Genomic DNA, 23,036 nt, shown 5'->3' with positions numbered 1-23,036 from the left:
TTATTATTTGTGTTCATTAACTTAGCGATATTATTACTGCAGAATGGTTAAAAAAGCCTACCGTATCTTGTTGTTAATACACATAGGCTTTCTTATATTTGCTAATACCGCTGGTTTTTGCCCTTATTACGAAATTAGGAGGCGAGTGCAGGAATTAAGGTTTTAAAAGAACTTTGCCTTTCTTACTTGATTGTACTTTTCCAGAGACGGCTGTGGCGATATCGTCCAAACTATAAATAGCTTCGATCGGTAACTTCAAATCGCCATTAGATGCGCGTTCTAGCAACTCAGTGATCAGACGTTGTTTATTGTCTAGGTCCATTTCTTGGCTGGTTTTGCTGCCCCAGAATCCTTTGACAGTGGCTTGCTTAAAGATCAAGCTACCAGCATCCAGTGCCATTGGTTTGCCTGACATGATACCGAATGAGACCAACGTGCCCTTGCTGCCAAGTAATGATAGTAGCTCATTGCTTGATTCGCCACCGACTGAATCAACAGCCGCCGTTATCTTGTCATCACCAATAATGGCGCGGACTTGGTCTTTCCAGTCGTCATCAGCTGTGACCACATTGTTTTTGATACCGAGTGAGGTCAGCTCTTCTATCGCGTCTTTGCTACGGACTAGATTAATCGTGTTCACGCCGCGTGCGGCTGCGAGCATGGCAAGGGTTTTACCGACAGCGCCGTTTGCCGCATTGTGGATGATCCATTGACCGCTATCTACTTCCAAGAATTCTAATAGCATTAGGGCAGACAGTGGCATGGCAATCAGCTGTGCCGCCAGCTCGTCCTCGATGCTATCAGGCATGTTAAATACCATGCTGGCAGGGGCGACAAAATACTCCGCCCACGTCTCATGCACACTGGCACACGCTACACGCTGGCCTACACTAAAATCTGTCACATCATCGCCTACCGCATCGATGATGCCTAGCGCTTCACTACCACCGATGGCTGGCATCTCAGGCTTATAGCCATATTGTCCACTCACTGTCAGCATGTCATGGTTATGAATAGGGGAGAGGATGGTTTTGATACGGACTTCGTTGGCAGCAGGCTGCGGCATCGGACTGTCGCCCACGCTCAATACGTCAGAAGGTTTGCCAAAGCTGTTATGAATAGCACTACGCATAATAATTTCCTTTATGTATTTATGATTTGGTTTATTTATAAGTGTATTAAGAGTACGAATAACCGACTATAAACATCATGTCATCAAGGTCATTCACCAATGTATTTTTTCTTCTAGTAGAAACGATACCATGATAATGATGCTTATAGGTTATCGGCTAACAAAGACACTATACTTAAAAATAGACTGGTCGTCTAGACGTTGGATACATTTGCGCTAACGGGATTTTATTATAGAAAGCTTGGCTTACATCAGTAATATTTTCTAGCGTTAGATAGCCAAGCCCATATACATGGGATACGGCATCAGGCCAGTTCAGTCTATTCTCTGTAGAACCTTGACTGGCCTGCCTTACATCTAAACTATCTTAGACTGATGATGACTCAGAATGATGATAGCTATCGATACTGTTTAATAAAATTCAATACGACTAAGCACATGCTCTTGTACCAGATAAGCACAAATATAAGCACTTGGCCACGCAAACATAAAGGCCAGTCCCCACGAATGCATCAACTCCATAAAAAAGCCGTCGATAAAGCCTTGTTTTACCACCAATAAGGCCGTCGAGATAATCAGTGACATCATCATTGCCATGATACCTGTGAAGATAAGGCGGTAGTATTTGCGCCGTGTGCGTATTCTGATGGTAGGAAAATTTGCCATAGTTTTAGAGTGTCCTGAGTGGTGCTAAAGACACTTCACTGATGAGGTAAGTGTCAATTTTATATAGTAAATGGTGGTAGGGGCCGTTAAAATTTGCCATTGAGTACTATCATATCGCGTGCTGACCAATGAATAAAATGGTTATTATAAATGCTGATATTTGTTATGGTTAAACTATAGCCATTTTTACAACAGGATAGTTTTTACAGGAGTACAGTATAAAGAAATAGCGCACTGAATCTGATTAATTTTGCTACGATAAAGTCGATCACAATAAACATATAGGACAATGAAATGGTAGCTCAAAAGCAGCGCACATTAGGTATCATTGGTGGTATGAGTTGGGAGAGTACTCAGGTCTATTATCGCTTAATCAATGACGGCATCAAAGTTGAGTTGGGTAACTTACACTCAGCAGATTTGCTGATTCATAGTGTCGACTTTGCACCGATTGGCGCGTTGCAAGCACAAGGAGCATGGACTGAGCTTGGCGCAATGATGGCAAATAGTGGCGAGCGATTACAGGCGGCTGGTGCACAGGGGTTATTAATTGCGACCAATACCATGCATAAAGTGGTCAGTGACGTTAAAGCCGCGGCCGGATTACCGATTATTCATATTGCAGATGCTACTGCCGAGGCGATTAAGCTGCAAGGTCTGACCAAGATCGCGCTACTCGGTACACAGTTCACCATGACCCAAGACTTTTATAAGCAGCGCCTTATCGATGCAGGATTACAAGTATTAATTCCTGAAACTGACGCTCGCGCAGAGGTGCATCGTATTATCTATGATGAGCTGTGCCAAGGACAGATACTCGATAGCTCACGTCAGTATTATCGTCAAGTCATTACAGATTTAGCCAATGAGGGGGCAGAGGGCGTGATATTGGGCTGTACCGAGATAGGCTTACTTATCAGTCAAGCCGATAGCCCGATTCCAGTATTTGATATCACGGCTATTCATGCTGCCGCAGCGGTTAATTTTCTGTTAGGTAAAAATGATTAGGTAAGGGTTAATGGAAAGCAGTTAGTGTATAAATTTTATTGTTTGGTGGCGAGTTGTAGTAGATTGACTATACGCAGCACTAGCCGCATCTTGCACATCAGTCTGTTACTGTTTCTTAATAGGGAAGTTTCGATGATATTAAAACGCCTAAGCCTCGCGACTGTACTCAGCTTGTCAGTCGTCGGTTGCACCACCGCACCCAATACGCTAGCCGTAAATACAACTCAAAAAATCATCCAACACGAACGTGCTAAATCAGACCTTACCAGTAAAGTATTCATACTCGCTTCTGGTGAACAACTCACTTATACCGAAAATAATACGATCAATGCTGAATCTCTATTATTGATTCATGGTTTTGGCGGTAATAAAGACAATTTCACTCGTATCGCTGACAAGCTGGATGACTATCACCTTGTTATTCCAGACTTATTAGGGTTTGGGGATTCGAGTAAACCTGATACTGCGGATTATCGCGCTGATGCTCAAGCGCAACGTCTGCATGAGTTAATGCAAGCGAAAGGCTTGGCATCCAATATCCATATCGGTGGTAATTCGATGGGCGGGGCCATCAGTGTGGCTTATGCGGCAAAGTATCCAGACGATGTCAAAAGTCTATGGCTCATCGATAGTGCAGGGTTTTGGTCAGTAGGCATTCCTAAATCATTGGAAAATGCCACGCTTGAGAACAATCCGCTATTGGTCAATAAGACGGAAGATATTTACGATATGTATGACTTTGTCATGTACAAGCCGCCTTATTTACCCAAATCGATAAAAGCGGTGTTTGCGCAAGAGCGTATTGCTAATAAAGCGCTTGAGTCCAAAATACTAGAGCAGATCGTCACAGACAATGTCGAAGAGCGTGCCAAAATCATTGCGAACTATCAGATTCCGACATTAGTCGTTTGGGGCGAAAAAGACCAAGTCATCAAGCCTGAAACGACTGCGTTGATTAAAGAAATTATCCCGCAGTCGACAGTTATTATGATGCCAGAAGTCGGTCACGTACCGATGATAGAAGCGGTAAAAGAGACCGCCGAGGATTATAGAAAATTTCGGGCAACATTAAAAGGTGAGTGAATTTATAACGCTTTTACTAATCGCTCAAGCAGTTCAAGCGTGCTCTCTTGTTTGACCAAAGCTACCCCTTGTCCTGCCCAAAGGGATTGATGTTCTGCATCTCTGTTCTGAGACGCATTAGCTCGCATAAACTTGGTCATGGCATTTAATTGCGGATAGGGCGGTAGCTCATTAGCGCTTTCAAATTTGGCAAAATCACGCAAATAATCATTCAACAAACCACGAGCGAGCTTACCTGAGAATAATCGAGTTAGTCGCGTTTCTGAGCTGCGCTTATCTTGACTGGCATCGAGTAATGCTTGTTTATAAATGTCATTGATACCGCATGTATCGGTGGTCAAAAACGCTGTCCCTATTTGTGCCAACTCGGCACCAGCTGCCTGAACAGCTTTAATGGCTTGGCCGTTCATGATGCCACCTGCTGCGATCAACGGAATATCAGTACAGGCACGCGTTTGGCTAATCAGTGTCAATAACCCCAATGGATCGCTTTCACTTTGCGGTAGCCAACCACCGCGATGTCCGCCAGCTTCGACCCCTTGTACACATACCGCATCAGCACCAATATCTGCCCATGCTTTAGCTTCTAATGGATGATTGGCAGTGCCGATGACGCGCGTGCCGAGACCTTGCAGATGCTGAACTTGCTCGGCACTGATAATACCAAAGGTAAAACTGGCGACAGGAACGGGATTGTCATAGAGCACTTGTAACTGGTCTAAAAAGCTTAGCGCTGGGCGTTCAGGTAGTGCAAATTCGATATTGTTGTCTTGATAATATTGACTTAGCCAAGCAGGCATTGCGGTATCAAAGGTCGTAGAGTCCTGCTCAGATAGCACCATCAGGTTTATCATAAAAGATCGGTCGGTGAGCGATTGAATGGTATCAATTTGGCTGGTCAAAACATCTGGAGCAGTCATGCCAGACCCTAATGAGCCCAGTCCGCCAAAGTTACTCACTGTCGCCGCTAGTTCGGGTGTGGTTGCACCTGCCATGGGTGCTTGGACGATAGGGTAGGTTAAGTTTAGGGTATTAAGTAAGGTCATGACTGACTGCCTTTTTAGTAGGGTGTTTGCATGACTTACTTTAACAGAGCTGAGCACAGAGTATGTGAGATAGTGTTTATTTAGTTAGGAAATAGGAGGGGTGGGTTTTGGTTACAGTTTTGTAGTTGAACAAGTAGATTTTAACTAGAATTTTGTTGGAAGGGTAAAGGAAATAGTGTAATACTATAGCTAACTATACGATTTTAACACCGATATTAATGTAAGGAATTTTAATGTCAGATCCGGTAACTCCACTTGTCTTAAAAGCTACTATTCCAGCCTTGATTAAAAAAATACTTGATGAGATAAGACCTGCTGTTGAAAATATGAACGACCAAACTAGACAGTTTTTTGAAATTGGTTTAAAAAAATATTTAAACAAAAAGTTTGATCAATATTCTGAACTTAAGACCCTTTTAAGAGGTAATACACCAGTTTATATTTATAATATTTACTATCCTGTTAAATTAAAAAATGACCATGAAGTGATAGAAACTAATATTGTAGCTAATATATTTAAAAAATCTAATGCTGTAACTATTATAGGTGACGCAGGCAGTGGCAAAAGCACACTTATAAAGCATTTATTCCTTAACTCAATTAAAACAGGGTATGCGATTCCTGTACTTGTAGAATTACGATATTTAAATAACAATGAAAATAGTCTACAAGAATATATTAAAACCAAAGTATTAGAAGACTGTATCGCTGAAAACCCTAATATTTTAGAAAGAATCTTTGAAAAGGGTAAGTTTATATTTTTCTTAGATGGTTATGATGAACTAAACGTGGAAGTTAAGTCTGATATCGTTCAAAGCTTAAGTGAGTTTAGCAATAAATATCCTGAAAATAAGTTCATATTAACCACTAGACCTTACTCAGGTATTGAGCAACTACAGCGATTTCACAATTACTATGTGAAAGAGCTTTCTATGGAAGACGGTGAAATCTCAGGCTTTGTGGATGCACAATTACGAGATGAGGTTGAGCTTAGAAATAAAATTAATGAATCTATAATTAATAATAGTAGTATGCATATTAATGGCTTTCTAACTAACCCTTTATTGCTGTCTCTATACATCCTAACATTTAAGTCTAATGCAGATATACCTGCTAAAAAACATATTTTTTATAGGAGAGTTATTCAAGCGCTATTTTCAGAACATGATAGTCAAACTAAGGTAGGTTATATTCGGCAAAAACAGTCTGGTTTAGTTCAAGAAGAGTTTGAAATAGTGCTACAGCTATTCTGCTATTTATCATATTTCGACAGCAAATTTAATTGGGACTCTGACTACATATTTGAAAAATTTAAAATTATAAGAAATAAAAGTGAAATTAAATTTGAAAACCAGAAGGTCTTAAAAGACTTAAGCTCAGCTGTTGCATTGTGGATTGAAGATAACGGGTTGTATTCTTTTGCGCATCGCTCCTTACAAGAGTATTTTGTCTCATTATTTGTTAAACAAATGACTTTAGAAAGTAAAGAAATAGTATATAATAAAATACTTAATAGACTTGATAAAAATCAAATATTTTTTGAATCAGAAAACTTTTTATCTTTATTGGAAGAGATGGATGAATTGAACTTTAATAAACTTTACTACTTACCTTTGTTAATTAAGATTGAAAATCTTTTAGATTTTTCAAATGATAAGAGTCTTTATTTGTCATTTATTAAGAGTTCATTTCCAAAAGTCACAGAAACTTCTGATTTTATGGGTATAGGAGCAGGAATAGAGTTTAGTGATGATTTTGGTAAGTTATCTTCTTTTAAAGAGGATTATCTAATTAAGTTACACAGTATTATTATTAAAGCTATCAAAAGTATTGATAAGAAAGAATGGCATGTAGCTAGCGAGATAGATGGTGTAAAATACTGGGAGGTGTCCCTAATAGAGGAAATCCCAAACCATTTTATTCACATGATATATGATGATGCACTTAATATAGCTATCTCATACAAAGATGTACTGCTTGATGAGATCAGAAAGACAAAATATTTCATCGAAAAATCAGAGAAAAATGATATAGATTTTGCCGACCTAATTTAATGCATTAGTGATGATGAGATTAGACTATATCAACAATTTTTATCGAGATCGAAAACCTTGCTTTGACATATTCAAAGTGAGAGTTCTCATTAATAATTCATATTTATTAACTAATAGCAGCGGTTAGCTAAGATTTCTTAGCACCGTCTCACATTGATGCTTGGCTTATAGAGTGGTTTGATTTTAGAATATTAATTAGAGTTATGATTAATATATTTTCTATTAAGATTAATTTTTAGATTTGAAATATAAAAATTAACGAAAAAAGAGCCAGCTCCCAAGCCATCAAAACGATGACTAAGAAAACTGACCCACTTTTATAACTTTATTAACTAACTTTGCTTACTGTTTAACTCAACTGCAAAGACCCTTTTGCATTCATCAGCAGCTCAACCACATCATCACCACTGATAACCGTGAAGCGCTTATCGATGGCTGACTCTCCGATACCGTTATGTTTCATGCAAGCACTACAGACCAATACTTGGCCGCCTTTTTCGATAAAGGCTTCTAGTAACTCGCCAGCAGGTTCAAACGGCGCACCAATATCCACTTTTGCCAACGCGTTGGGCAATGCCAAATGTACGGCATCTACCATCAATATCACTGAGGCAGAGTGTCCTTTTTTGAGTGCCACACCTGCCATGGTAAAAGCCAAGGTGATTTTGCTTGGGTTTGATTCGCTATTGTCGAATAGCGTACCGACGTAATCCGTATTATTAATCATATTATTTTCCTTATGAGACTATTTTTAATTAGATAGTATTTGGTTGAGTGTCAAACTCACTACCATCCTAACATTTAATATATTTATTTGTATAATGTATTGTTATGCAATAGTAGCCATAAGGTGGCTTGTTTGTGACGTGCTTTCAATAAACGCTTATCAAGAGTTGTTTTAAGTTAAAATTTCTAGCCACTACTCTGTTGGTGGCCACGGACGATCAGCATCACTCTCTATCCATTCGGCGACGTAGCCAGTTAGCGGTAGATCCCACTCAGACTGCCCCAATGCTGCCAGTACTTGTGCCGTGTCGATCACTCTGCCACCCTTTGTCACACCCGTACGCAGTAGCGCAGAGGAGCAGGGCTTGCCCTTGACCCACATTGATTGCTCGATATAGAGCCAACGCGCATCGATACCGACGATTTTGGTCTTTAGCGTGACTTTTTGAAAGGCGCGAATACGCTTACGATATTGGATGGTACTGCCAGCGATGACCAAACCCCAACGCTGTTTTAACAGTTGCTTGCCAAGCCCAGTCCGTACCGCAAAGTCCATGCGCCCCAAATCATACAGCGTGAATACGCGGCCGTTATTCATCTCCAAAAAGTTATCGATATCAGATAAGCGGCAGCGAAATTGAATCTCACTGGTGTCCTTGAATGTCAATGTATCGCCTCGTTTTGCTTTGAGGGCGGCATGAGCGATGGTGCTGGCGTAGCGGATAAATGGGTACATAGAACACTCTCAAAAGTTTATAAACGTTGGCGTTATTATTTTGTCATCTATGGCAATGATTATTGATTGTCAGAGACCGCATCTTGATAAGGTTCTTTAATAGAAGCCACGCCAATATAATTAAAATAAGCACTGACAGTCTCAGGTATCCAGTTGATATCGAACTTTGAGGTTTTTGCTTTTTTACCATTAGTTCCAGATGGTTTAACGTTAGATTTATCATCAGTAGATTGACCGTTTACTGAAGAACTGTCTGTGCCATTTTCTGAATGACTGTCTGAGCGATAACGCAGATAACCGATATGTCCACCGTGTTCCGTATCCAAGATAGTGACGCTATCAGAAACATCGTTTGGCGTCGCGGTAAAGCCAATGAAAGGATCGTCCTTTGCACTAATCAGTAGCAGAGGCTTAGTTACGTTGATCAAATAAGGTAGGGCAGAAGAAGATTGATAATAGTGATTGTTGGAGCGGTAGCCATGACGCGGGGCGGTGAAGATATCATCAAAGTCGCTGATACGATTGACAGCTTTGATAGCATCAATTTCCTCTTTGGTAATATCGTTCGCCAACGCTTTTTTGATAATTGGATTGAGCAAATAAGGCGTATAGATACGATGACTCAAAAAGCTGTGCATGGTAATGGCCGCTGACGACATATCGACGGGAGCAGAGATGACCGCAGCGCCTTTGCAGATGGCTTCGTCACCATACTCACCCATGTACTTCGCTAGTGCATTACCACCGAGTGACACGCCAGCCGCATAAATATTGGCATATTGCTCACGTAAGTTCTGTAGCGCGTGATGAACCTCGGCAGTATCACCCGCATTATAAAAAACTCGACCATTAGCTGGAATACCGCCACAACTACGAAAGTGCACCACCACAAAATGCCAGCCTTGCGCATGCATTTGATATGCCAGCGCACGAGCATAATGGCTATCGCTGCTGCCTTCCATACCATGAAATAGCACGATCAATGGCGTTTGCTCAAGCTCACCAGCTTTTGATGCCTCTACAGAATGCGCATCATAAAAGTCGTAAGCAATATCGGTTTCACTTAAGGAATCTTGCATCACCACGCGGCGATAGGTTGGTGCTTTTGGGGCAAAGAATTTGGGTAAGATGCTTTGTATATGGGGATTGGTTAGCCAAAATGGCGGTTTAAAAGGAGCTGGAGAGAATGGTTTGTTCGATTTGGAGACAGACATAAAGGGCTCTTATTTAATTATTGTTAAAAAGCAATGGCTTATCATACCGATGGCAATGGCCAAAACCAATGGTTTTCAGTGAACGCATGGTTACTGAATGTCAGTTACTCAATATCAGTTACTCAATGTCATATACTCAAAACAGCTACTTAAAACCGTTACTTAAAACAACCACTGCAAAGTAGACGCTCAAAAACAGTCATTCAAAAGTAAATGCTGAGAAGCGGTCAATTAGCATCATGTATCATTTAGGGCTTATCCAACACCCGCCCATCGATTGCCAAGCGTTCTTTTAAATTATCGATATCGGCCTCAGCTAGCGTCACAGTCAGTGTCACTTGCTTACTATAAGCGACGTCATCGATGCTGCCGTTCAGGCTATCGACGACGTAACGACATTGGGCTTCGGTGGCAAACTCTGCCAATATCTGTATTTGTGCCATTGGTACATAAGGGCTTAATGTCATCTGGTCAACGGCTGCTTGCGCTGAACCTGCATACGCACGGGTCAGACCACCTGCGCCTAACTTAATACCACCGAAATAACGCACCACGATGATAATGACATTGCCGATAGATTTGTGCTGCAATACATTTAATATCGGGCGTCCTGCCGTGCCATTTGGCTCACCATCATCATCGAAGCCAGCACTGGTGGTATTATTTGGATCGCCAATGATATAAGCCCAGCAGTGGTGACGAGCATCGGGATATTGCGTACGTAGTTGTTCCACGTGAAACATTGCGTTCTCGCGTGACGCTACGGGATAAGCATAAGCAATAAACTCAGATTTCTTGATTTCTAAGCGAGCAGTGACGGTACGTTTTAGCGTTTGATAGCTCATATTTCATCAGGTCTAGGTTGGATATGGTAAACTTGTCTTACTTTCACTGTCGTCCGTATTTGGCGCAGTGTTTATTTAATTTTTATTATAGTACCACTTCTTACCCGTGAAGATAGCGATGCAAGCTCAATGTGAGTGCCTGCGTTGCTGCTATAGTCGGTTCAAGATAATTTAGAGACAAGGACGACTAGTGAAAGGACTACAAACAGTAGACGACACTAGCCTGACATCCTCTCTAATTTAGATAGAACTGAATATACCGAGGTAGAGTAGGTATCATAAAATGGATGGTAGTAAATAGTATGCGTCTAGATAAATTTATTAGTAAAGCCACTGAGCTGTCACGTAAAGAATCCAAAAAAATCATGCACGCTGGTGAGATTATGGTGAACGAGCAGGTCGTCAAAGATCCTGGTTTGCATGTCGATATCGTCAATGACGAAGTGATGTGGGGCGGCGAACCACTCTCGGTAGCAGCGGGCAATCGTTATATTTTACTTCATAAACCTGAAGGTTTTGAATGTACGCTAAAGGCCAAAGAATACCCTATCGTTACTGAGCTGATTTCAGTTCCAGAGCTTGGTAGCTTGCGTATTGCTGGTCGCCTCGATGTCGATACCACGGGTGCGCTGCTGATCAGTGATGATGGTGGTTGGCTACATCGTGTGACCAGTCCTAAGCACGAGCATGCAAAAACATATGAGCTGACCTTAGCTGATGCAATGGATAGTGATGCTCAAGCCAATGCAGTCAAAGAAGTAGCGGAAGGTATCTTGTTAGAAGGTGATCACGAAGAAACCAAGCCTGCGGTTCTTGAGTTCATCGACGCAACACATGCTCGCCTGACGTTAGAGCAAGGCAAATACCATCAAGTTAAACGTATGATGGGCTACTTTGGCAATCGAGTGACTGAGCTACATCGTGCCAGTATTGGGCATATCAATTTAGAAGGGTTGGAGAAAGGCGACAGTCGTTTCTTAACACCAGAAGAAGTTGCTAAATTCTAAATCGTTACTTTCTTTCGTTTTAAGATGATTTCGCTTTAAAATAACGCATAAGTATATTTTTAGAAAGAGCAGCCACTAAACAGTGTGCTGCTTTTTTTCGTTCATTTTCAGGGCAGTATGTGTTGCCTATCTCTTAAAGCTAGGTAGCAATTTTGCAAAATTGAGTCTTTAGTACTTTGCAACCATTGTCCTTGTGCTAAAGTCTTCTCACCTCTTTAATCTCTATATTTACATGGAATGGTACTTGTTATGCCACGTGGCTAGCATGAACAATGTCGTGATTAAACACTATCGTTATTAAATACTGTCATTACTACAAATCAGATAGGACTGTCTCTGTGAAATTATCCGTATTAAAATCTGCTGGTCTAATCAGTACCATACTGTTGGCAACGACTGCATGTGCTGAGCCTAGTGCCAATGATGCTACCAGTAAGAATGTCAGTCAAAGTGCTCAAAGCCCTCAAGATACTGGCACAGTAAGTAAATCTGTTGACAGTCGCTTGCGCCAACTACTGGCTCAGGCAGGTATCAAAACGCAAATCACCTCTATTGTGCCTTCTAACTTACCCAATATGTATCAAGTCAATTTGGCGGGGCAGTTGCCTTTGCACATCACTGAAGATGGTAGATATGTTATCCAGGGTGAGCTACAAAAGAATCCAAGCAAGCGGGTAGTGACCAAAACACCGGCACGCAGCACGAGTGCGCAGGTAGGCAAACCTGTCAGTGCTAGCGTCAAATCTGACATGCTAGCAAATATGGCAGCGCTGAAAAACATGAGTGCTCAAACACCGTTTTTCTATACTGCCGTACCTGGTGTGATTTGGGGGGCGACGTTAGAAGGCGTACCTTTTTTATTATCAGATGATGCTCAGTACATCACAGATGGAGAGATATCTGTCATCGAAAATGGTCAGTTTATTGGGCTCGACGAAGAGTTCGAATCGCTGAAAAACCAGTCTGTATTTGCGACGTTGGATAAGAGCCAACTGATTACTTACACAGCGACCAGCAAAGAACGTGCTGTCATCTATGTGGCTGATGATGTGAATTGTCCATACTGCCGTCGATTGCATCAACAGATACCAATGCTCAATACAAAAGGTGTCACCGTCAACGTTATCGGCTATCCGATATATGAGGCGTCACCTGCGCAAATGCGGGGTATCTGGTGTCAAGCTGATGAAAGTAGTCGTCGCAAAGCTTTTGACAAAGCAATGCTAGCGGGTCAGATGACGCCTGCACCAGCGAACTGTAACACCGATCATATAACGCCAAACCGTGAAAAAGCAGCTGGTCTGGCCGTGATGGCGACGCCCGCTATCTACCGCGAGGATGGCGTACTCTATCAAGCTAGCTTTGAGAGCCCTGAATTCTTAGAGTTCTTAGGCGTAGACTGAACCACGCCACTAGCGATGCTACTAAGATATCGTTATCTATCGGTTAGTTGCTGCGCGAGTCGCTCGATATGTTCAACGCCAATCCCGCAGCAACCGCCAATGATATTGGCACCAGAGGCTTGCCAGAGCCCTGCCCACGTCAGGTAATGTTCAGGTGTGGTGTCCTCACGCATGTCGCGCAGTTGTGCATTGGCTTGTTTATGGACTTGCTTTGAGACAAAAGCATTGGCATAGACGCCCAGTTGCATAGGGTGCGCTGCTTTATCAATCAACTCTTTCGCAGTTTGCAATGCTGCATTCATGACTTCAGGCTGACTACAGTTAAACAGTAAGGCATCGACATTCAATGCCATCATCGCCTGTACAGCTTCAGCTACTGATTCACCGGAGCGCAACGTCGGTGTGCTCACAGCACGATTAGGCTCAGCACTGCTATTAAGGTCATCGGCAGCAATATCTAACTGACTGTCATCTAGTGTAAATGCAATCCAAATAGGTTTAGATGCAGTTTCTGTTTTAGATGCTGTCTCTTTTTCAGGTGCGATTTTCTTGTTAGATATGCTTTCTTTTTGAGCCACTGTAAATTCAGTAATTAGCTGATACCACGTTTGTGCTTCAACGATACTGCTTTGCGTCTCTACCAGCCACATATCCACATAATCTATCTGTGCAGACAATAATGGACGCGCAATCGTAGGGGCTTGCTTAGAATCGAACAAATCTGGACGGTAAGAGCCAAATAGTGGCGGCAAGCAACCAGCGATTTGTATGGCTGCTGAGCTGTTCTGCTTGTCGCTTGCTTGCTGCTTGTCTACTGACTTTTTGCTTGCTTGTACGGCTGCAAATGCGAGCTGCGCTGCAGTTCTGATGAGCTGCTCACCATCGCTAAAAAAGCTGTCTCCCAAATGATAAGGAGTAACTGCATAGCTGTTGACGGTGATAACAGTGGCACCCGCTTTTATGTAGTCCAAATGGACATCACGAACACTATCTGGCGCTAGGCTCAATGATAGCGCTGACCATTCAGGTTGGCGAAAAGGAGCGCCGCGTCGTTCAAGCTCACGTCCCATACCACCATCTAGTATCGTGATTGGTGGTAGAGAGTTAGGCGCTGGCATGGTAAGCGAGTCATTAGGCTGAGTAGCTGTTACTGTATCTGTCACTGGAGAGGTTGTTTGAGTGTGCATCGTACGCTCACTTATAAATTGGTTTAATGTAGGGCGTGTCATGAATTAGTACATTAGTACATTTAGTGGCCTTAAAATGGCTAGATTTTGCTAAACATCGTCAGAAATTTTGTCAATATGTTCATATTAACGGCAATTATTTATTTGTTTATCTACAATTTTTCTCATTTTAAGCCCACAATCTAATTGATGACACGCCTTCGTTGATTCAAAAAACAGCCAAGACAATCTTGCTAAGAGTATAGGTGATACTCCTAGCAAGGTTCGTGCTGTGACTGTTTTATAACGGATTATTATAGGTGCTTTTTTTATAGGTAATTAGCGATAGCGCAAAAGTCGCAACCGTAGCGTCTTGTGTTATGGCAACACGATATCGACGATTTTCCAGTCAATCAGACCTTCACGTTGCATCTCTATCGTGAGTGGGTAGCCTTTAACTTGCCCGCTAATAGTGAAGCAATTGATACCACAATAGCTCAGCTTAGGTTTGTCACTATCAGAGCCTTGAGCCACTTGTTTCTCAAGTTCAGCGGCTTGTTTTGTCATGATTTCCTGCATTTGGCTTTTGACCACCGCATCGACATCACCGCGTTGGATAATGAGGTTTTGAATCAGGTTTTTCAGATTGACCTGATTGCTCGCGATAGCCCATGCCGCTGCCAATTCTTTGGTCGCTGTATTGGCCTGACCCTGAGTGTTAATAACTTTTTCAATATTCTGCGGGGTGATGGCACCATCAACAGCTTTTGCGATAAAACTATTGGCAGCCTCGGTTAAAGGCTCGCCACCCAGCTGAGAAACTAACGGATATTCAGTCATCGTCGCCGTAAACTGACTGGTCAGTTGGTTTTGGATACTAGGCCGTACTTGGTCATAGTCAATGGCCGCTGCAATAGTGGCACCGTCTTTGTCATCATAGGCATTTTTGAGCTGATACGCACTGTAATAAGGCGAGCCTGCATAGACGGCGACTACGATGATGATTAATAAAACAATCAGCTTCTTCATAAAAAACGATACCTTGTCGCAAACTTAATAATTTTAAGATAAATGGCTATGTAATTTTAAGATAAATGGCTATAAACTTGGCGATAAATATTAGCACGGCTTAATTGTATTAAGGTATGAAAACCTTTGTTCGTTCCTTAATAAAACCTTTTTGTAGTGACGAAATACTCTTAAACGATACTTTCCATCCCTGAGAGCTTGATAAATCATTATGCCATCTCCATAAATAGCGCAAACTTTTAATAATTGATTTGGCTAAGCAGCATCCCGCCGTATTCGCTTGTAAGATTCTTAACATTATCATCTCTTTTTCTTCACTGTTCATTGTGTTTCATGTGAAACCTTTAAGTGAGAAAACGAGTAGCAATAATATAATGATTGATAAGAGTTACTGAATCGACCGGCCGGTGGACTGTAAAGACGATAGGAGAGCCCATGAGTAAGCGTGATTTTTATGAAATATTAGGTGTCAGTAAGACCGCTGATAGCAAGGAAATTAAGCGAGCTTACCGCAAGCTGGCCATGAAATACCATCCAGACCGTAACTCTGACGACCCTGATGCTGAAGACAAGTTCAAAGAAGCATCAATGGCGTATGAAGTACTGAGCAGCGAAGAAAAACGCTCAGCCTACGATCGTATGGGTCATTCAGCGTTTGAAAACGGCATGGGCGGCGGTGGATTTGGTGGCGGCGGTGGCGGTAATTTCCAAGATATCTTCGGCGATATCTTCGGAAACTTCGGCGATATCTTCGGTCAGCAGCGTGGTGGCGGCGGTGGCGGACGTTCACGTCGTGGTTCTGATTTGCGTTACGTCATTGAGCTGACGTTAGAAGAAGCGGTACGTGGCTGTAAAAAAGAAATCAGCTTTACAGCACCTGCACCTTGCGACACTTGTGATGGCAAAGGGGCAAAAAATGCCTCTGACGTTGTGACTTGTCAGACATGTCATGGTCAAGGTCAAGTCCGTATGCAGCAGGGTTTCTTTGCTGTTCAGCAAGCTTGCCCACATTGCGGCGGCACTGGTAAGCAAATCAAAAACCCATGCTCTGACTGTCATGGTAATGGCGTCAAAGACAAATCACGTACGCTTGAAGTGTCTATCCCAGCGGGTGTCGATGATGGTGACCGCGTTCGTCTAGCAGGCGAAGGTGAAGCGGGCGGTGCGGGTGTCCAAAATGGCGACCTATACGTCGAAGTGCGTGTTAAACAGCACAATGTATTCACGCGCCAAGGTGCCGACCTCTATATGGATGTGCCAGTGAGTATCACTGATGCAGCATTGGGTAAAGAAGTTGAAATCCCAACGTTAGATGGCAAAGTAAAAATCAAGGTTGCCGAAGGCACGCAAAGTGGTAAATTACTGCGTGTCCGCGGCAAAGGCGTGACGCCAGTTCGTACGACCATGAAAGGTGATTTGATTTGCCGTGTCGTCATCGAGACGCCAGTCAATCTAACTCGTGAGCAAAAAGACTTGTTACGTCAATTCCAAGATACGTTAGATGGTGACAGCAAGCATCAACAGTCACCACATAAAAAGTCATTCTTCAAAAAGATTGGCGAGCTGTTTGACTGATAGTTTTGCTTAACTGAACAACGTCATTGTTTTAAGCCCAATAGTTTCACGTGAAACTATTGGGCTTTTTGCTGACCGTATAAAAATCCACTCGGGTAGGGATATTTGCTAAACTTACGATAAATAGTATTTGAAAACGCCTTTACTAAAAACAAAACATTTAGGACAAAGATATGAGTCAACAAGTAAAAGAACAAGCTATCAAAGTCGGTGTCATTGGAGCAGGTGGTCGTATGGGCCGTATGCTTATCGAAGCGGTAAAAGACAACAAGCAAACGACATTGAGCGCGGCGATCGAGCGTCAAGGATCGAGCCTAGTAGGTGCTGATGCCGGTGAAGTTGCTGCTATCGGGTGCTTAGAAGTACAGATTGTCGATGATCTAAAAGCAGTCGTAGACGACATCGACGTACTGATTGATTTTAGCTTACCTGATGCGACTGAAAAAAATATGCAAATTTGTGCTGAGCATAATGTTGCGATGGTCATCGGCACGACAGGATTCAATGAGCAGCAAGAGCAAGTATTGGCAAAAGCGAGTGAGCAGATTGCGATTGTTTATGCAGGTAACTACTCAACGGGCGTGAATCTGTCATTGAAGCTACTAGGGATGGCAGCAAAAGCATTTGGTAATGACGCGGATGTAGAAGTCATCGAAGCACATCATAAGCACAAAATCGATGCGCCATCAGGTACGGCTTATATGATGGCAGAAGCAGTCGCAGAAGCCCGTGGACAGAACCTAAAAGACGTCGCTGTTTATGGCCGAGAAGGACAAACAGGCGAACGTGAAGCAGGTACGATTGGTATCCATGCGATTCGTGGTGGTGAAATCATCGGCGATCATACTGTGATGTTTATCGCTGACGGTGAGGTAGTCGAGATTACCCATCGTGCCCGTGCGCGCATGACTTTTGCCGCTGGTGCGGTACGCGCTGCGACTTGGATTATTCAGCAAGAAGTAGGGCAGTACAATATGCAAGACGTGTTAGGACTAAATGACTAGGGCGTGTCTTCAACATGCTCTAAATTTTAATAAATGATGAGTCGCTGCTAGGAGCCAAACATGAATACGTTTAGACGGAGTTTGATAAAGGTGCTTAGCAGTGCTATTACTGCTAGTAAAAATATTGGCTGCGTAGGTCAAACAGTCTTGGCAATCAGTATGGTGGCTCTGCCTGTCGTTGTACAGGCTTCGACCTATGACACTTATGTAATTCATACTTATGGCGGTGACACATTATTGCCAGCAGTACGTCAGCAGTTAGACAGCAGCCGTGACGGCGGTACAGTCACAACTTATCAAGACAAATTAGTACTGAACACCACAGCGGCTAATTATCAAGCAGTGCAGCAGCTCTTGACTCAAATAGATGGCCAACCACAAGCGTTAACCATCTCAGTACGCGTCGGCAATGATAGCAGCACGCAGAATAGTATCCAGCAAAGTCAGGTCATTATTACCAATCGTGGTATTCAAGGGTCAGGTATCATCAATCAAAGTAACAGTCAGCAGCATGGCAGTAATTCATACCAAATAAAAACCTTATCTGGCAGTGCAGCGAGCATTAGTACTGGCACGCTCTATTCGCTGACTCAGAGTTATAGTGCCAACCTTTACAATAGCAGTCGCTATGCAGTTAACCATAATCTAAAACCACAGATTATTATTCAGCAGCAAGTACTGCTACCAACGACACAGGGAATTGTAGTAACCCCAAGACTGTTGCCTACTGGCCAAGTTGAAGTACAACTGTCTCAAGTGGAAGAAAAACTGGTGCGATCTAATTCGCCCTATAATCGAAGCGGTTCTGTTAATAATGCTATTCAAGGTCAAATTCTGAACAGTACGATTATCGTGCCTCGCGGACAATGGGTGACTATCGGAGAAATCTCTCAAAACAGTCAAAACCAAAGTACCAGCTATGGCGGTAATCAGGCAATCAATAGTAATAATAGTGTGCCTATTTCACTCTTGGTACAGTAGCCAGTTATCAATGATACTGCCAAACAGATATAAAAAAGCGCGATACTGTGATGAACAGTGTCGCGCTTTTTTATGGATGACTATCTGTATATATAAAACTAATCAATATAAATAACTTCTAATGGTGGGAAACCATTGAATTCAACTGATGAGTAAGAATTGGTGTAGGCACCAGTGGTGAGCCAATAGATTTTATCGCCAATCTCTAACTCTTCTGGTAACTGATAACCCGCTTCTTCGTACATGATATCAGTTGAGTCACACGTTGGACCAGCCAATACCACAGTACCTTCGCTGGTTGATGTTTCCATCTTAGGCGTATAGATAGGATACTTGATGGCTTCCCCTAAGGTTTCGATTAAGCCTTGGAATAGACCCACATCCGTATAGACCCAACGGGTTAAATCAGTATGAGATTTACGAGAAATCAAAACGATGTCGCTAACTAGAACACCTGAACCACCGACCAACGAACGGCCTGGCTCAAGAATAATCTCAGGCATGTCCTCTTCGTTGTAGTCATCTGTCAGATAACGCGTAATCTCTTCCGCGTAAACTTTGATAGGGTTTACTTCGCTGATATAGTTGGCTGGAAAACCACCGCCCAAATTGATCATTTGTAGCTTGATGTCTTCTTCATTTTTCATCCAGTCAAACATATATTTGACCTTGGCTAATGCATCATCCCAAGCGGCAACATCTTTTTGCTGACTGCCAACATGGAACGAAATACCGTAAGGCACCAAGCCTAGATCTCGGGCTTGAATCAATAGCTCAATCGCCATATTAGGATGACAGCCGAATTTGCGTGATAGCGGCCATTCAGCAGTCTCTGAACCCTGAACCAAAATACGAACGAACACTCTAGAACCAGGCGCATGCTTCGCGATATTTTTTAAATCGGCTTCTGAGTCAGTCGCATATAGATCGACGCCTTTTTCAAAGGCATATTTGACATGATCTGCTTTCTTAATCGTGTTGCCATAAGAGATACGTGATGGCTCAACACCGCAACCAAGCACACGGTCAAGCTCGTAAATTGACGCACAATCAAAGTTTGAACCCAGCTCAGCCAGTAGGTTGATGACCTGAACAGCAGGACTGGCCTTCATAGCATAATGGATTTTAGCATTAGGAAAAAACCCAACCATCTCATGATACTTGGTCTTAATACGGCTAAGGTCCACCATCAAAAACGGTGTCTCACGACCTTCAGCAGCTTTAGTGAATTTCTGCCAGTTGGCAGGGTCAAAATATTGGTCAATTTTGATCATGGTCATGGTAGGGAACCTTTAGTATAGACAGCACATGTTGTAGGGTAAAACGAGTATCATAATATTGCCATCGAGCCATTAGTAATACTTAGCTGATGTGAGTTTATATGACAATCAATTTATATGATGAATCATTAAGAGTTGGTAGGCTGTGGCTCAGCGGTTTGTTCGCCTTGCTTTTCACGTATTTTGACGACTTTACGTACTTTGTCGCGAGCACGAGTCTGTTTTAGGCGCGATAAATAATCGACGAATATGACGCCATTTAAGTGATCCATTTCATGTTGGATACATACCGCAAGCAAGCCTTCTACTTCTTCGTCAATTTTTTCACCATTCTCATCCAAAGCTTCAATACGTACTTTGTTTGGACGTTCAACGCTATCATAAACTTCAGGAACTGACAAACAACCTTCTTCATACGGTTGCTTCTCTTCTACCAGTGGCGTTACCTTAGGGTTAATAAAAACTCTAGGGCTATCTTTATCTTCCGATAAATCCATGACGATCAGTTGAATATGGCGATCTACTTGACTGGCAGCCAAGCCAATACCTTGGGCGTCATACATCGTTTCGATCATATCCGCGATTAAGGTTTTTATTTCAGCAGTCACTTCTTTGACAGGCTTGGCAAGTGTGCGCAGGCGTGGATCTGGATAATTTAAGATAGGGAGTAAAGCCATAACGCTTACCTCAATGATAAGGATAAAATAGGGTTGATATTATAAGATAAATGGGGGCAAAAGTAATGTTTATCAATACTTTCCCGCAACTATCACCTCTTCCTAATACCAAATAGCGAAGATACGAACTTATACCATAACAAACAAAAAGGCCTCGCAATCAGCAAGGCCTTTTCTTTATATCGTCATTACTGAATTACAATCAATACTGTGCTCGATTATACACCACGTTTATTAGTAATCATCTCATATGCAAACAGTAGGATGATCGCACCGATAACTGAGAATATAAGACCAGTGAAACCGCCATCAGCGTCAATACCGACTAGGTTAGCCAGTAAACCACCAACTAAAGCACCGACGATACCCAATACGATAGTCATTATCCAACCCATAGGGTCACTGCCTGGCTTAATAGCTCGTGCCAATAAACCTGCGACCAGTCCTACAATAATCATCCAAATAAAACCCATAGTATTCTCCTAACTTATTATCATTTATAGTAATTTTCTCGTCTTGATACGCACATTGTAAGCACTGTATCGAGGTAAAGGTAAGCGCGAAATGTTACCAGTGTATGAGCTATGTGAGGAAATCTATTGATTTGCTAATATGAAGATAGGATAAGTAAATGGAAGGTTACAAAGGTAGTAAAGTCGCAAGCGCTGATAAAGATTGATGATTATTAAAACCAAAAAAGCGTGGCTCGTCGATAATGATGCCACGCTTTAATTTTTAACGAGATTTAGCCAGATCAGCTATTTATTACGTAGAGCCATCAATAGACGCTGATGAATCCCTTCAAAGCCGCCATTAGACATGATGACAATCGCATCACCTGATTGTGCATGTGTGCTGATATGTTCAATGATAGCATTAGTACTAGACAGTACTTGTTGGTTGCCCATATTCGGATTTGCAGCATTAGCGCGTTCGATGACTTCTCTTAGGCCCCATTCAAGACCTGTAGGCTCATACCACAGCGTATGGTCGGCGAGTGCAGCAGATTCGGCTAGGCTATCTTGATGAATACCCATTTTCATCGTATTGCTGCGCGGTTCGATAATGGCCCAGATACGTCTGTCAGACAGTTTCTTTTTGGCACCATCTAACGTCGTGGTAATAGCGGTTGGATGGTGGGCGAAATCATCGAAGATCAAGATATCATTTACATCACCGATCAGCTCCATACGACGCTTGATACCAGCAAAAACAGACAAAGCAGCACAAGCAGTAGAAACACTGACACCAACGTTGTAAGCAGCAGCTACCGCAACTAAGGCATTATTAACATTATGGATGCCGCTCATTGCCCAATTGACGGTGGCGATAGAATCAAGGTCTTCGCTGAATCTTACTTTAAATTGGCTACCATCTTCGCTAATAAGCTCAGCTTGCCAGTCGCTATCATTTACAAGGTTGTCAGCGGCGCTCTTATCAACCACTGATGTACGCCAAACAGGCGTCCAAACACCTTTTGCTAACGTGTCCTCTAAACTGGCGGTCGCTGCTGGCATGATAATTTTACCAGTGCTTGGAATCATACGTACCATATGATGAAATTGAGTCTGAATCGCATTGAGATCTGCAAAGATATCAGCATGATCAAATTCAAGGTTATTTAAAATGGCGGTACGCGGGCGATAATGCACAAACTTTGAACGCTTATCAAAAAATGCAGAGTCATACTCATCGGCTTCAATGACAAAATAGCCAGTATCTGAGCTATCCTCACTCGCCCTTTCTGCGCCCAAATAACTGCTGTGCGCAAAGACTTGCTGTAGACGCTCATCAGTCGTATCGACTAATGGTACACCACCGATCAAAAATCCAGTATCGATACCAGCATAATGCAATATCCAAGCGAGCATGGTGGTCGTGGTGGTCTTGCCATGAGTGCCTGCTACTGCTATCACGTGGCGTGATTGCAACACTTCCTCAGATAAAAACTGTGGACCCGACGTATAGCGTAGTCCGGTGTCCAACATATATTCGATTACGTCCATGCCGCGCTTCATCGCATTACCGACGACGACCAAGTCTGGTGCTGGCTGCAAATGTTCTATCAGGTAGCCTGCTTCAATAGTGACGCCTGCATTTTCTAATTGGGTGGACATAGGCGGATACACATTGGCATCAGAGCCAGTTACGGTGTGCCCAAGTTCTCGCGCTAGTAAGGCCAACGAGCCCATAAAAGTACCACAAATACCAAGAATATGAATGTGCATAGACGTTCCGTATGAGCGTAAATTGAAAGAATGAAAACGTGAAATTATTTGTAATATCAGCAGAGTAAACAGCTGATTATTATAGGTCGAACCCCGCCTAAATATCACCTGTACCAATGACTTCTATTGCAGAATGAGCAAGCAGTCATCAAAGTATCAACAGGGTAAACAGCCAC

At 42.6% G+C, this 23,036-nt stretch carries 21 protein-coding genes; 8 read left to right on the top strand and 13 right to left on the bottom strand.

Annotation, left to right across the window (positions count from 1 at the left end; translation table 11 throughout):
* Window positions 1-154: 154 nt before the first annotated feature.
* Together JMW61_RS04160 and JMW61_RS04155 are read right to left on the bottom strand one after the other, a co-directional pair.
* A complete protein-coding gene (locus tag JMW61_RS04160) occupies window positions 155-1,132 on the bottom strand; it encodes a zinc-binding dehydrogenase (RefSeq protein WP_201549719.1) in 978 nt (325 codons plus the stop codon).
* A gap of 411 nt (window positions 1,133-1,543) precedes the next feature.
* On the bottom strand, window positions 1,544-1,798 hold the full coding sequence (locus tag JMW61_RS04155; protein ID WP_110922124.1) for a DUF2798 domain-containing protein: 255 nt from the start codon (window positions 1,796-1,798) through the stop codon (window positions 1,544-1,546).
* Window positions 1,799-2,092: 294 nt separating this feature from the next.
* Here JMW61_RS04155 and JMW61_RS04150 point away from each other — a divergent pair, with 294 nt between their 5' ends.
* Both JMW61_RS04150 and JMW61_RS04145 read left to right on the top strand, forming a co-directional pair.
* Entirely contained in the window at window positions 2,093-2,806 is a 714-nt protein-coding gene (locus tag JMW61_RS04150; protein ID WP_201549718.1) for an aspartate/glutamate racemase family protein, read from the top strand.
* A gap of 132 nt (window positions 2,807-2,938) precedes the next feature.
* Window positions 2,939-3,889: an alpha/beta hydrolase gene (locus tag JMW61_RS04145; protein WP_197215449.1), complete on the top strand. Its 951-nt coding sequence runs from the start codon at window positions 2,939-2,941 to the stop codon at window positions 3,887-3,889.
* Between the two features lie 2 nt (window positions 3,890-3,891).
* Here JMW61_RS04145 and JMW61_RS04140 read toward each other — a convergent pair whose 3' ends face one another.
* A complete protein-coding gene (locus tag JMW61_RS04140; protein WP_201549717.1) occupies window positions 3,892-4,935 on the bottom strand; it encodes an NAD(P)H-dependent flavin oxidoreductase in 1,044 nt (347 codons plus the stop codon).
* A 233-nt stretch (window positions 4,936-5,168) separates the two neighbouring features.
* Here JMW61_RS04140 and JMW61_RS04135 point away from each other — a divergent pair, with 233 nt between their 5' ends.
* Window positions 5,169-6,989, top strand: coding sequence for an NACHT domain-containing protein (locus JMW61_RS04135; protein ID WP_197215454.1), 1,821 nt, complete (start codon window positions 5,169-5,171; stop codon window positions 6,987-6,989).
* Window positions 6,990-7,338: 349 nt separating this feature from the next.
* Here the strand turns inward: JMW61_RS04135 and JMW61_RS04130 are convergent, their stop codons facing one another.
* From JMW61_RS04130 to JMW61_RS04115, 4 genes are all read right to left on the bottom strand, one after another.
* Complete coding sequence (locus JMW61_RS04130) at window positions 7,339-7,716, bottom strand: DsrE family protein (protein WP_197099517.1); 378 nt, start codon at window positions 7,714-7,716, stop codon at window positions 7,339-7,341.
* Between the two features lie 192 nt (window positions 7,717-7,908).
* A complete protein-coding gene (locus tag JMW61_RS04125) occupies window positions 7,909-8,451 on the bottom strand; it encodes an acyl-CoA thioesterase (RefSeq protein WP_201549716.1) in 543 nt (180 codons plus the stop codon).
* Window positions 8,452-8,510: 59 nt separating this feature from the next.
* Window positions 8,511-9,665 (bottom strand): YheT family hydrolase, encoded by a 1,155-nt coding sequence (locus JMW61_RS04120; RefSeq protein WP_201549715.1) that lies wholly within the window; start codon window positions 9,663-9,665, stop codon window positions 8,511-8,513.
* A 248-nt stretch (window positions 9,666-9,913) separates the two neighbouring features.
* On the bottom strand, window positions 9,914-10,510 hold the full coding sequence (locus JMW61_RS04115) for a YigZ family protein (protein WP_201549714.1): 597 nt from the start codon (window positions 10,508-10,510) through the stop codon (window positions 9,914-9,916).
* Between the two features lie 302 nt (window positions 10,511-10,812).
* Between JMW61_RS04115 and JMW61_RS04110 the strand changes: the two genes are divergently transcribed.
* Complete coding sequence (locus JMW61_RS04110) at window positions 10,813-11,517, top strand: pseudouridine synthase (protein ID WP_197099524.1); 705 nt, start codon at window positions 10,813-10,815, stop codon at window positions 11,515-11,517.
* Between the two features lie 338 nt (window positions 11,518-11,855).
* Entirely contained in the window at window positions 11,856-12,920 is a 1,065-nt protein-coding gene (locus JMW61_RS04105) for a disulfide isomerase DsbC N-terminal domain-containing protein (protein ID WP_201549713.1), read from the top strand.
* Between the two features lie 32 nt (window positions 12,921-12,952).
* On the opposite strand, the gene JMW61_RS04100 is transcribed toward JMW61_RS04105, so the two are convergent.
* Together JMW61_RS04100 and JMW61_RS04095 are read right to left on the bottom strand one after the other, a co-directional pair.
* Window positions 12,953-14,038 carry a homocysteine S-methyltransferase family protein gene (locus JMW61_RS04100; RefSeq protein ID WP_201550353.1) on the bottom strand — a complete coding sequence of 362 codons (1,086 nt, stop codon included), beginning with the start codon at window positions 14,036-14,038 and terminating at the stop codon, window positions 12,953-12,955.
* A 426-nt stretch (window positions 14,039-14,464) separates the two neighbouring features.
* Entirely contained in the window at window positions 14,465-15,115 is a 651-nt protein-coding gene (locus tag JMW61_RS04095) for a DUF2939 domain-containing protein (protein ID WP_201549712.1), read from the bottom strand.
* Window positions 15,116-15,550: 435 nt separating this feature from the next.
* On the opposite strand from JMW61_RS04095, the gene dnaJ reads away from it, so the two are divergent.
* From dnaJ to JMW61_RS04080, 3 genes are all read left to right on the top strand, one after another.
* Entirely contained in the window at window positions 15,551-16,690 is a 1,140-nt protein-coding gene (gene dnaJ / locus JMW61_RS04090; protein WP_197215464.1) for a molecular chaperone DnaJ, read from the top strand.
* Between the two features lie 173 nt (window positions 16,691-16,863).
* Window positions 16,864-17,694, top strand: a complete 831-nt coding sequence (gene dapB, locus JMW61_RS04085; RefSeq protein WP_201549711.1) for a 4-hydroxy-tetrahydrodipicolinate reductase — start codon at window positions 16,864-16,866, stop codon at window positions 17,692-17,694.
* A 60-nt stretch (window positions 17,695-17,754) separates the two neighbouring features.
* On the top strand, window positions 17,755-18,675 hold the full coding sequence (locus tag JMW61_RS04080) for a hypothetical protein (protein WP_201549710.1): 921 nt from the start codon (window positions 17,755-17,757) through the stop codon (window positions 18,673-18,675).
* 98 nt (window positions 18,676-18,773) lie between these two features.
* Here the strand turns inward: JMW61_RS04080 and JMW61_RS04075 are convergent, their stop codons facing one another.
* The 4 genes from JMW61_RS04075 to mpl all read right to left on the bottom strand — a co-directional run bounded on the left by JMW61_RS04075 (window position 18,774) and on the right by mpl (window position 22,860).
* Window positions 18,774-19,949, bottom strand: a complete 1,176-nt coding sequence (locus JMW61_RS04075; RefSeq protein ID WP_201550352.1) for a type III PLP-dependent enzyme — start codon at window positions 19,947-19,949, stop codon at window positions 18,774-18,776.
* Between the two features lie 134 nt (window positions 19,950-20,083).
* A complete protein-coding gene (def, locus tag JMW61_RS04070) occupies window positions 20,084-20,632 on the bottom strand; it encodes a peptide deformylase (RefSeq protein ID WP_194196239.1) in 549 nt (182 codons plus the stop codon).
* A gap of 218 nt (window positions 20,633-20,850) precedes the next feature.
* Complete coding sequence (locus JMW61_RS04065; RefSeq protein WP_201549709.1) at window positions 20,851-21,105, bottom strand: GlsB/YeaQ/YmgE family stress response membrane protein; 255 nt, start codon at window positions 21,103-21,105, stop codon at window positions 20,851-20,853.
* 285 nt (window positions 21,106-21,390) lie between these two features.
* Window positions 21,391-22,860 carry a UDP-N-acetylmuramate:L-alanyl-gamma-D-glutamyl-meso-diaminopimelate ligase gene (gene mpl, locus JMW61_RS04060; RefSeq protein WP_201549708.1) on the bottom strand — a complete coding sequence of 490 codons (1,470 nt, stop codon included), beginning with the start codon at window positions 22,858-22,860 and terminating at the stop codon, window positions 21,391-21,393.
* Window positions 22,861-23,036 lie beyond the last annotated feature (176 nt).

It is taken from the genome of Psychrobacter fjordensis, assembly GCF_904845995.1.
Classification (GTDB): domain Bacteria; phylum Pseudomonadota; class Gammaproteobacteria; order Pseudomonadales; family Moraxellaceae; genus Psychrobacter; species Psychrobacter fjordensis.
Note: the sequence above shows the minus strand (reverse complement) of the source record. Positions and strands in the feature narration are given on the sequence as shown.

Excerpts from the sequence above, each read along its gene's own strand:
- JMW61_RS04160 (WP_201549719.1), bottom strand. The coding sequence starts at position 1,132 with ATGCGTAGTGCTATTCATAACAGCTTTGGCAAACCTTCTGACGTATTG.
- JMW61_RS04155 (WP_110922124.1), bottom strand. The coding sequence starts at position 1,798 with ATGGCAAATTTTCCTACCATCAGAATACGCACACGGCGCAAATACTAC.
- JMW61_RS04150 (WP_201549718.1), top strand. The coding sequence starts at position 2,093 with ATGGTAGCTCAAAAGCAGCGCACATTAGGTATCATTGGTGGTATGAGT.
- JMW61_RS04145 (WP_197215449.1), top strand. The coding sequence starts at position 2,939 with ATGATATTAAAACGCCTAAGCCTCGCGACTGTACTCAGCTTGTCAGTC.
- JMW61_RS04140 (WP_201549717.1), bottom strand. The coding sequence starts at position 4,935 with ATGACCTTACTTAATACCCTAAACTTAACCTACCCTATCGTCCAAGCA.
- JMW61_RS04135 (WP_197215454.1), top strand. The coding sequence starts at position 5,169 with ATGTCAGATCCGGTAACTCCACTTGTCTTAAAAGCTACTATTCCAGCC.
- JMW61_RS04130 (WP_197099517.1), bottom strand. The coding sequence starts at position 7,716 with ATGATTAATAATACGGATTACGTCGGTACGCTATTCGACAATAGCGAA.
- JMW61_RS04125 (WP_201549716.1), bottom strand. The coding sequence starts at position 8,451 with ATGTACCCATTTATCCGCTACGCCAGCACCATCGCTCATGCCGCCCTC.
- JMW61_RS04120 (WP_201549715.1), bottom strand. The coding sequence starts at position 9,665 with ATGTCTGTCTCCAAATCGAACAAACCATTCTCTCCAGCTCCTTTTAAA.
- JMW61_RS04115 (WP_201549714.1), bottom strand. The coding sequence starts at position 10,510 with ATGAGCTATCAAACGCTAAAACGTACCGTCACTGCTCGCTTAGAAATC.
- JMW61_RS04110 (WP_197099524.1), top strand. The coding sequence starts at position 10,813 with ATGCGTCTAGATAAATTTATTAGTAAAGCCACTGAGCTGTCACGTAAA.
- JMW61_RS04100 (WP_201550353.1), bottom strand. The coding sequence starts at position 14,038 with ATGCCAGCGCCTAACTCTCTACCACCAATCACGATACTAGATGGTGGT.
- JMW61_RS04095 (WP_201549712.1), bottom strand. The coding sequence starts at position 15,115 with ATGAAGAAGCTGATTGTTTTATTAATCATCATCGTAGTCGCCGTCTAT.
- dnaJ (WP_197215464.1), top strand. The coding sequence starts at position 15,551 with ATGAGTAAGCGTGATTTTTATGAAATATTAGGTGTCAGTAAGACCGCT.
- dapB (WP_201549711.1), top strand. The coding sequence starts at position 16,864 with ATGAGTCAACAAGTAAAAGAACAAGCTATCAAAGTCGGTGTCATTGGA.
- JMW61_RS04080 (WP_201549710.1), top strand. The coding sequence starts at position 17,755 with ATGAATACGTTTAGACGGAGTTTGATAAAGGTGCTTAGCAGTGCTATT.
- JMW61_RS04075 (WP_201550352.1), bottom strand. The coding sequence starts at position 19,949 with ATGATCAAAATTGACCAATATTTTGACCCTGCCAACTGGCAGAAATTC.
- def (WP_194196239.1), bottom strand. The coding sequence starts at position 20,632 with ATGGCTTTACTCCCTATCTTAAATTATCCAGATCCACGCCTGCGCACA.
- JMW61_RS04065 (WP_201549709.1), bottom strand. The coding sequence starts at position 21,105 with ATGGGTTTTATTTGGATGATTATTGTAGGACTGGTCGCAGGTTTATTG.
- mpl (WP_201549708.1), bottom strand. The coding sequence starts at position 22,860 with ATGCACATTCATATTCTTGGTATTTGTGGTACTTTTATGGGCTCGTTG.